We start from the raw sequence: 9,064 nt of genomic DNA, 5'->3' as shown, positions 1-9,064 counted from the left end.
TCCCCGGGGTCGCTCGGGCGCCCGGTGGCGAGCAGCGTGTCGATCCGGGCGAGGTCGTCGTCCCGCCCGATGAAGCTGGTCAGCGGCGCGGGCAGGTTGCTCGGCCTGGTCTGCGCGGCGTCGGCGGCCGGGGTGGGCCGTTCGGCGCGCAGCAGGCGCAGGTGGCGCTCGTGCAGGGCGGCGCCCGGGTCGGTGCCGAGGTCGTCGGCCAGGGTTCGGCGGACCCGCTCGTACAGGGCCAGGGCCTCGGCCCGGCGGCCCTGGGCGGCCAACGCGTCCATGAGCAGCGTGGCCGCCCGCTCGTGGACGGGGTGCTCGGCGAGCAGGGCGGTCAGGCGGGCGGCGGCCGTGTCGGCACGGCCCAGGGACAGCTCGGCGTCGGCGAGGTCGGCGACGGCCTCGACCGAGGCGTGGGCCAGCCGGGTCGCGGCGGCGGGCGCGACCGCGGCGACGGCTGTGGGCTCGGCTCCGGGACGGTCGTCCCACAGCGCCACGGCCTCGCCGAGCACGGCCGCCGCGGCATGCGGGTCGCCGGCGCGCAGACGGTCACGGCCGGCGGCGGCGAGTTGCTCGAACCGCAGCGCGTCCACGTCGGCCGCGTCCACGTCCAGCCGGTAGCCGCCCGCGACCTGCGCGACGTGGTCGGCCGAGCCGAGGGTCCGGCGCAGCCGTGAGACGAGGGCCTGCAGGGCGTGGGCGGGGCCGGCCGGCGGGTCCTCGGCCCAGATCGCGTCGACGAGGACGCCCTGTGCGACCGCGCGACCGCCGGCGAGCGCCAGCCGTACGATCAGCCCCTGCAACCGCGCGCCGGGAACGGGCAGGGCGGCGTCACCGCGAGACGCCTGGAAGGCGCCGAGCAGCGTGACGCGAAGCCGCGCGTCCCCGTCGTCCATCTCCCGATCTTCGCGCGCGTACCCTCAAGTCCCCAAATCAGGGCCCCCGGGCTGCCGTTGGCCATCGTCACCGGCATGCTGCCGACGTCGAACCGGCCGACCTACCGGTCGACGCCGAGCGCTCCCCGTCCCCGTCACGCCGCCATGGGAAGCCTGCCGGGTGCGCGAACGCGGCGCTGACACCGTGCGGGACGGGAGCGTCAGCGCCATGTGCGCCGCTGTCAGCGCCGCGTGTGCCCCGTGTGAGCGGCCCGCGTCAGTCTTCGAGTGCCTGACATTCCAGAGGCGGCCGGCCGGAGCTCACCGGGCGGCCTCGATCCCGAGGGAGCCACCACCATGAACAGCCCCGTGACGATCGTCGGCGCCGGACTCGGCGGACTCGTGCTGGCCCGCGTCCTGCACGTCCATGGCATCCCGGCCACGGTCTATGAGGCGGAGCCCTCCCCGTCGGCGCGCACACAGGGCGGGATGCTCGACATCCACGACTACAACGGGCAGCTCGCCCTCAAGGCGGCCGACCTGATGGACGAGTTCCGCGCCATCGTCCTGGAGGGCCGCCAGGCGATGCGGATCCTCGACCGGGACGGGACCGTCCTGCTCGACGAAGCCGACGACGGCACGGGCGGACGCCCCGAGGTCCAGCGCGGCGAGCTGCGACAGATCCTGCTCGACTCGCTCCCGGCCGGCACCGTCCGGTGGGGGCACAAGGTCAGCGGCGTCCGTGCCCTCGGCGAGGGCCGCCACGAGGTGACGTTCGCCGAGGGCGGCACCGTCGTCACGAGCCTGCTGGTCGGCGCGGACGGCGCGTGGTCACGGGTCCGGCCGCTGCTCTCCACCGCCACACCCGAGTACGCCGGCACCTCGTTCGTCGAGACCTACCTGTTCGACGCCGACACCCGGCACCCCGCCGCCGCGAAAGCGGTCGGCGGCGGGTCGATGATGGCACCCACGCCGGGCAAGGAGATCTTCGCTCACCGGGAGAGCGGCGACACCCTGCACACCTACGTGGCGCTGGCCAAACCGCAGGACTGGTTCGCCGCCGTCGACTTCACCGATGCCGCCGCGGCCACCGCGCGGATCGCGCAGGAGTTCGACGGCTGGGCACCGGAACTCACCGCGCTGATCACCGACGGCGACACCGCGCCGGTCCTGCGCCCCCACTACGCCCTGCCGGCCGGGCACCGCTGGGACCGGGTGCCGGGAGTGACCCTGCTCGGCGACGCCGCCCACCTCGCGGCCCCGAACGGCGAAGGCGCCAACCTGGCCATGCTCGACGGCGCCGAACTCGGCAAGGCCCTCGCCGCGCACCCCGACGACATCGACACCGCGCTCACCGAGTACGAGCAGGCCATGTTCCCCCGAAGCGCCGAGGCCGTCATGTTCGAAGGTGCCGAGGTCCACGGGATCGACTCCGACGACAACACAGCTCAGCGCCTGATCGACATGTTCACCGAGAAGGGCCGATGAGCCACGCCCCCTACCACTCGTCCTCTTCCTCCAGGTCCTCCGACCGGTCGATGCACTCCTCGGCGATCTTCGCGGCGAACCGCGGGCACATCCACGCCTCCGCGCTGCGGACCTCTCCGGCGGACGGGAACTCGTCGGGCGCGTAGAAGTGCGGCAGGCCCGTACGGAACTCCCCGCCGGACAGCGTCGGGTGCGCGTCGCCGTGGGCGCACTCCTCGGGGCGGGGAGCGGCGGCGACCGCGCGCATCGTCGCCAGGACGCCCTCGGTGACGGCGAAAGGCGGCCCCGGGTACGAGATCTTCATCGTCTGGTGAGCGGTGAGCAGGAGCACGACCCGCTCCCGGTCGTCGGCCTGCTCGTACTGGTCGTACCGGCGGGCGGCCCACAGGCCCAGGTCGTCGGCGTACCGCTGGTTCCAGTGCTTGTGGTCGATCCGCTCCGTGATCTTCTCGATCTCCAACCGGCCGTCCGCGCGCAGGTATTCGGCGTCGAGGTGGGAGGTGTCGCGAGGGCCGAAGAGGGTGTCGCGGCCGGTGCGCAGCTCCGTCAGCGTCTCCCGCGCGACCTCCGCCATGAAGGCCGGGCACACCATGTGCTCCAGGGGGGCACCGCCTCCGTAGCGGCGGCGGTCCCGCTCGTACACGGCCCGCCCGCCGGGGCTGCTCAGGACGATGCCGACCTCGGCGGCCGTCGGCCCGTTGCCGGACAGGGTCGGGTGCCCGTCGTGGTCGCAGGTCGCGTCGGCGAAGTCCGGCAGTACCTTCTCGACCGCCTCGATCAGGTCGTCGAGGACGGACTTGCTCCGGATCATGCCGGAGACGGCGTGCCAGCTCACTCCTCTGACGGCCTGGAGGCGTCCGGGACGGTCCGCGGGCTCCGCGAGGGAGAGGTTCCAGCCCTGCGAGGCGATCGTGCTCTCGACGTCCGTCCCCGCCCCGGGGTAGAGCTCCAGCAGCGCTTCCAGCGTGTCGATCTCCTCCCGGGCCTCCAGCGACAGCCGGGGCGGGACATCCGGCACCTGACCCGGATTCATGATGTCCAGGGCGATCCGCGCATACCCCGCGATGTTGCGCGGACAGCGCCATTGCTCCCGCGGATGGTCCTCGTCCCACTCGGCGCTCTCGTCGGCCAGGCGGGGCAGCAGCCCGGGGAGGTCCTCGTCCCACTCGGCGTCGTGGGTGCGGTACGGGTGCGTCTCGTGGTCGCAGGGCCGGTCGCGCACTGGTCGTCCGCTGTCCGCAGAGCGGCCTCGGCCTGCCGTCGGACATCCGCGCCCAGCAGCAGCTCCGGTACGCGTTCGGTCATCGGCCCCGAGGCGTCTTCACTCGGCAGCCCCGCCAGGTAGGGGGCCATGATCGCCAGACCGAGCGTCCACACGTACGCGGTTTCGCCGCCGGGGTCGGCGGTGAGGCGGGCGACGCAGTCGAGGACCTGTCGGTCGTATTCGCTACGGCTCGGGGACAGGTACTCCTCCTGAATGCTGCTCCAGGAACAGGCGAGTTCGTCGAGTGGCGTGCCGTCAATCTCCATCACGATCTTCCCGACGCCCGCCGGGCACGGGAAGTTCCACGCAGGGGCGCCGTGGCGCAAATACGCGCTTCTGAAAACGATTGTCATCATGTTACGGTCATGGCGCGTTCAACCTTTGACCACGCCTTTACCCGGAGTGTCCCGTGCGCGTCCCCGCCCGTCTTGTCCCTCTGACCGCGGTCACCGCGGTCTCCACCCTGCTCACGGGCTGTTTCTCGGCGACGGGCTCCGACGAGGGCTCCGCCTCGGGCGAGGGCAAGCGCATCCGTGTCGCGCACATGCAGCCGCCCCGCTCGGGCCTGTCCCCGCTGTCCGACGACGCGTTCAAGCTGTCGCGCTGGTCGACCGCCGAGACCCTGGTGAAGCTGAACGCGGAGGGTGACGCACAGCCCGCGCTGGCGACGAAGTGGGAGCGGTCCGGGAAGACCTGGACGTTCACGATCCGCGACGGCGTCACCTTCCACGACGGTACGGAGCTCACCGCCGAGGCCGTCGTCAACTCCCTCACCGTGGCGGCCACCGCCTCCCCCAAGCCCCGCATCCTCGACGGCGTGGAGCTCACCGCGAAGGCCGACGGCGACAAGGTCACCGTCACCACGGCCGCCGAGGACCCGCTGGTCCCGCAACGCCTCAGCTCGCCGCAGCTGTCGATCCTCGCGGCGAAGGCGTACAAGGGGAAGACCGTCGATCCGGTGGGCGCCGGCACCGGCCCCTTCGAGCTCACCAAGGTCAACGGCACCTCCTCCGCCGCCCTCGACCGCTACGACGACTACTGGGGCGGCAAGGCCAAGGCCCCCGGGATCGATGTGAAGTTCGTGCCGGACGGCACCGCCCGCGCAGCCGCCCTGCGCAGCGGCGAGGCCGACATCGTCGAGGCGGTCCCGGTGTCGCAGGCCGCCGTGCTCGACCAGGACCTGATCACCGAGGTCCCGATGCCCCGCACCAACACCCTGTACCTGAACACCGAGAAGGGCGTGTTCAAGGACGCCTCCCTGCGCGCAGCCGCCCGCGAGGCCGTCGACGCCAAGTCGATCGTCGAGGGCGTGTACGAGGGACGGGCCGATGTGGCCGAGGGCCTGCTCGGACCCGCGCTCCCCTGGGCCGCCGAACTTCGCTCCACGGTGAAGCACACCAAGGCGGGCAGGCCCTCCGGCCAGACGATCACCATCGGCACCTTCACCGACCGCGCCGAACTGCCCGAGGTCGCCGCCACACTCCAACAGCAGCTCCAGAAGGCCGGGTTCAAGGTCGAGCTCGACGTGCGCGAGTACGCCAACATCGAGTCCGACGCGCTGGCGGGCGAGTTCGACGCGTTCATCCTCTCCCGGGCGACCGTCCTCGACTCCGGCGACCCGGCCGCGTACCTCTACAGCGACTTCGCCTCCGACGGCTCCTTCAACCTCTCCCAGCTGGCCGACAACACGGTCGACGCGGCCCTGAGGAAGGCCGCCGACACCGCCGCCGGTGACGCCCGCCGCAAGGCCGTCATCGACGCCGAGGCCGCCGTCCTCGCCACCGACGCCGCCGTCCCGATGCTCCACGAGCGCGTCATCCAGGGCGACGCCGCCGGAGTCGTGGACGCGGCCCACGACCCGCGCGAGCGGGAACTCGTCACGGTGGACACGTACGTCAAGTGAAACCCGTCATAAGGAAGTCGGTCAGCCCGGCCGGGCTGACCCGCTTCGTCTGTCTGATCGCCGTCCTCGCCGCCGTCGGCCTCCTCCCCTGGCTCTCCGGCAAGGACCCGGCGCTGACCGTGCTGCGCGCCAGGTCCGCCGAGCAGGAGGCGACGCCCGAGGCGCTGGACGCGATCCGCGAGGACCTGGGGCTGGACGCGGGCCCCCTTTCCCTGCTGGGGAACTGGGCCTCCGGACTCCTCCGCGGCGACCTCGGTACGTCCTGGGTGTCGGGCACGGATATCCTCCCCTCGGTGGTCTCCGGCCTCCAGGTCTCCCTCGGTCTCATGGGCGCCGCCTTCGCCGTGGCGGTGCTGCTGGCCTGCGCGCTGGTCGCTCCGGTACTCGTCCGGGGCCGGGGGTCGACCGGCGCGTTCGCGGCGATGCTGGCCGCGGTGCCCGAATTCCTGCTGGCCACGGTGGCGTTGCTGGTGTGCGGGGTGTGGCTGGGCTGGCTGCCGACGTCCGGCTGGGCGGGCCCCGAGTACCTGGTGCTGCCCGCGATCGCCCTCGGCGTCCCGGCCGGCGGACTGCTCGGCCGGCTGGTCGCGGACGCGCTGCCCGCCGTGCTCGACGAACGCTGGGTGGAGCTGTGGCGCGGCGCGGGCGTGAGCCGGGCACGGATCTCGGCGGCGGCCCTACGGCGCGTACTGCCGCCACTCGTCCCGCAGTTCGGCATGGCCGCCGTGGGCCTGACGGGTGGCGCGGTCGCCGTGGAGACGGTGTTCGCGGTGCCCGGCATCGGCCGTACGGCACTGGGCGCGGCCAAGTCACAGGACCTCCCCCTCCTCCAGGGCTCGGTCCTCGCCCTCCTCGCGCTGGGCCTGGTCGCGGGCGCCCTGGCCGCACTCGCCCGCCGCCGGCTCCTCGGCCCGGCCCTGCGCGACGCGGGCCTCACCCTTCCGGCCGCCCGCCCGGCCCGCACCCACCCGGCGGTACCGCTGACCCTGGCCGTACTGCTCCTCGCCACCATCGGCTGGGGCCTGCTGCGCGACCCGTACACGGTGGACACCACCGCCCGGCTGCTGCCGCCGTCCTGGGCACACCCGCTCGGCACGGACGGGCTCGGCCGTGACGTACTGGCCCGCCTCGGCCACGGCGCCGCCTCGACCGTGGGTACGGCGGCGGCGGTCTGCGCCCTGAGCCTCCTCGTCTCCCTGGCCCTCGGCTTCCTGCCCGGCGTGGCCGCGGGCGCCGCGGACATCGCCAACGCGCTGCCCCCGGTGATCGTCGGCATCCTGGTCGCCGCGGCGGCCGGTCCCGGCACCGGCGGCGCGGCCCTCGCGGTCGCGCTGATCTCCTGGCCCCCGCTGGCCGCCCACGCGGCGGCCCTGGTCCAGGAGGTACGCGCGTCCACGTTCCTGACCGCCCAGCGGGCCATCGGCGCGAGCCCGTCATGGATCCTCACCCGCCACGTCCTGCCCTCCGTGGCCGCGCCGGTCACCCGCCACGCGCTCCTCCGCCTCCCGGGCATCGCCCTCGCCCTCGCCTCGCTCGGCTTCCTCGGCCTCGGCGCCAGGCCGCCCGCCCCCGAGTGGGGGTTGCTGCTCGACGAGTCCCGCGCGTACGTGGAGCGGGCCCCGTGGGCGGCCCTGGCCCCGGCGGTCGCGCTGGCCCTGCTGGCCGGGCTCGCGGTGTCGGGGGCGTCGTACGCGGAAGGGCACCGGGGACGGCCGAGAGGTACGCGGCGTAGCGGCCGACTCGGCGGCACCGCACATAAGTTGATCCCCGGTACCTCGACAGGGAAGGAGTCCCCGCGTGACCACTCCGAAACCGCCGGCCGCTGACGCGCTCCTGTCGGTCCGCGAACTGCGGGTCGCCTTCGGTGCCGTGGAGGTCGTACGCGGTCTGTCCTTCGACGTCCGCCCGCGCGAGGTCCTCGCCCTGGTCGGGGAGTCGGGCGCGGGCAAGTCCCTCACGGCCCGCGCCCTGCTGGGCATGGCCCCGGCGGGTGCGACGGTGAGCGGCAGCGTACGGCTGCGTGAGGACGGGGAGCCCGGGCGTCCCCGTGCGTACACCGAACTCGTGGGCGCCGCCCGCCCGGCTCTCGCCGCGCTCCGCGGTCGCCGTATCGCCCTCGTCCCCCAGGACGCCCTGTCCGCCCTCTCCCCCGTGCACCCCGTGGGCGATCAGCTCGCCGCGGCCGTACGGTCGGTGGCGGGAGTCTCGCGCGGGCAGGCCCGTGCCCGGGCGGTCGCCGCGCTCGACCGGGTGGGCATCGCCGACGCCGTACGCAAGGCGCGGGCGTATCCGCACGAGTACTCCGGCGGTATGCGCCAGCGGGCCGTGATCGCCATGGCGACGGTCAACGAACCCGACCTGGTCGTCGCCGACGAGCCGACGACCGCGCTGGACGCGGAGCTCCAGGAACAGGTGCTGCGTGTGCTGGGCGAGCAGCGCGAGGCGGTCGGTGCCGCGCTGGTGCTGGTCACGCACGACCTGGGGGTGGTCCGCGAGCACGCCGACCGGGTGCTGGTCATGTACGCCGGCCGCGAGGTCGAACAGGGCCCGGCGGAAGGGGTGCTGGGCCGCCCCCGGGCTCCGTACACGGCGGGGCTGCTGGCGTCGCTGCCCCCGGAGGAGGCGAGGGGCGACCGTCGGCTCCCGTCCATCCCCGGCGCCCCGCCCACCCCCGACGCCCTCCCGCCCGGCTGCGCCTTCGCACCCCGCTGCCCACTGGCCGAGAACCGCTGCCGCGCCGCGGAACCGCAGCCGTGGCGGACCGACGAGGGCCACGAGGTCTCCTGCCACCGCTGGGACGAAGTCCCGTACCCGGCGACCGAGTTGTTCCTGGAGCAGCCCGTATGACCGACGCCCTGCTCGACGTGCGCGACCTGGTGGTCCGCTACGGCGACGTGACCGCCGTCGACCATGTCTCCTTCACGGTGGACGCGGGCGAGACCCTGGCCCTCAACGGCCCCTCGGGCTGCGGCAAGTCCTCCACGGTAACGGCGGTGCTCCAGCTACGGCGCCCCGACGGAGGTGAAGTCCATTTCGACGGCCGGGAGTTGACGCGCCTCACCGAACGCGAACTCCGCCCCCTCCGCCCCCGTATGCAGCCGGTCTTCCAGGACCCGTACGGCTCGCTCAGCCCTCGCCACCGCATCCGTGACGCGGTGGCGGAGCCCCTGCGCGTCCAGGGCCGCTGGGACGCGACGGACGGTCCCGCCCGCGTCGCCGAACTCCTGGACCGCGTCGGCCTCGACCCGGCCTACGGCGACCGTCTCCCGCACGAGCTGTCCGGCGGGCAGTGCCAACGCGCGGGTATCGCACGGGCGTTGGCCTCCGACCCGCGCCTCATGGTCCTCGACGAACCGGTGTCCGCCCTCGACCCCTCCATCCGGGCCGGAGTCCTCAATCTCCTCGCCGGCCTCCAGGACGAGCTGGGTCTGGCATACCTGTTCATCTGCCACGACCGCGCGGTCGTACGCCATTTCGCGGACCGCTCGATCGAGATGCGCGCCGGGAGGCTCGTGGCGGCGTAACCGTCGTAAGGGC

7 protein-coding genes are annotated in these 9,064 nt (G+C 73.8%); 5 read left to right on the top strand and 2 right to left on the bottom strand.

The genetic code is table 11. The features are described 5' to 3' along the window. On the bottom strand, window positions 1-893 hold an 893-nt coding region (locus tag STRIP9103_RS13515), incomplete at its 3' end, for an AfsR/SARP family transcriptional regulator (protein WP_009310062.1). 336 nt (window positions 894-1,229) lie between these two features. Here STRIP9103_RS13515 and STRIP9103_RS13510 point away from each other — a divergent pair. Beyond that, on the top strand, window positions 1,230-2,360 hold the full coding sequence (locus tag STRIP9103_RS13510; protein WP_009310065.1) for an FAD-dependent oxidoreductase: 1,131 nt from the start codon (window positions 1,230-1,232) through the stop codon (window positions 2,358-2,360). A 10-nt stretch (window positions 2,361-2,370) separates the two neighbouring features. On the opposite strand, the gene STRIP9103_RS13505 is transcribed toward STRIP9103_RS13510, so the two are convergent. Then, complete coding sequence (locus STRIP9103_RS13505) at window positions 2,371-3,582, bottom strand: hypothetical protein (RefSeq protein WP_009310066.1); 1,212 nt, start codon at window positions 3,580-3,582, stop codon at window positions 2,371-2,373. 451 nt (window positions 3,583-4,033) lie between these two features. Between STRIP9103_RS13505 and STRIP9103_RS13500 the strand changes: the two genes are divergently transcribed. Genes STRIP9103_RS13500 through STRIP9103_RS13485 form a run of 4 tightly spaced genes read left to right on the top strand, consistent with a single transcriptional unit; the run spans window position 4,034 to window position 9,051 of the window. After that, window positions 4,034-5,527, top strand: a complete 1,494-nt coding sequence (locus STRIP9103_RS13500) for an ABC transporter substrate-binding protein (RefSeq protein ID WP_009310061.1) — start codon at window positions 4,034-4,036, stop codon at window positions 5,525-5,527. Further along, window positions 5,524-7,353 (top strand): ABC transporter permease subunit, encoded by a 1,830-nt coding sequence (locus STRIP9103_RS13495; protein ID WP_009310060.1) that lies wholly within the window; start codon window positions 5,524-5,526, stop codon window positions 7,351-7,353. The genes STRIP9103_RS13500 and STRIP9103_RS13495 overlap by 4 nt, the downstream gene beginning before the upstream one ends. After that, window positions 7,325-8,374, top strand: a complete 1,050-nt coding sequence (locus STRIP9103_RS13490; protein WP_009310064.1) for an ABC transporter ATP-binding protein — start codon at window positions 7,325-7,327, stop codon at window positions 8,372-8,374. Before STRIP9103_RS13495 ends, STRIP9103_RS13490 begins: the two co-directional genes overlap by 29 nt. Then, window positions 8,371-9,051 carry an ATP-binding cassette domain-containing protein gene (locus tag STRIP9103_RS13485; RefSeq protein WP_009310063.1) on the top strand — a complete coding sequence of 227 codons (681 nt, stop codon included), beginning with the start codon at window positions 8,371-8,373 and terminating at the stop codon, window positions 9,049-9,051. The genes STRIP9103_RS13490 and STRIP9103_RS13485 overlap by 4 nt, the downstream gene beginning before the upstream one ends. Window positions 9,052-9,064: the final 13 nt, after the last annotated feature.

Source organism: Streptomyces ipomoeae 91-03, from assembly GCF_000317595.1.
GTDB lineage: Bacteria > Actinomycetota > Actinomycetes > Streptomycetales > Streptomycetaceae > Streptomyces > Streptomyces ipomoeae.
The sequence above is the reverse complement of the archived record's forward strand: the minus strand, read 5'-3'. Positions and strand labels throughout refer to the sequence as shown.

Excerpts from the sequence above, each read along its gene's own strand:
- STRIP9103_RS13510 (WP_009310065.1), top strand. The coding sequence starts at position 1,230 with ATGAACAGCCCCGTGACGATCGTCGGCGCCGGACTCGGCGGACTCGTG.
- STRIP9103_RS13485 (WP_009310063.1), top strand. The coding sequence starts at position 8,371 with ATGACCGACGCCCTGCTCGACGTGCGCGACCTGGTGGTCCGCTACGGC.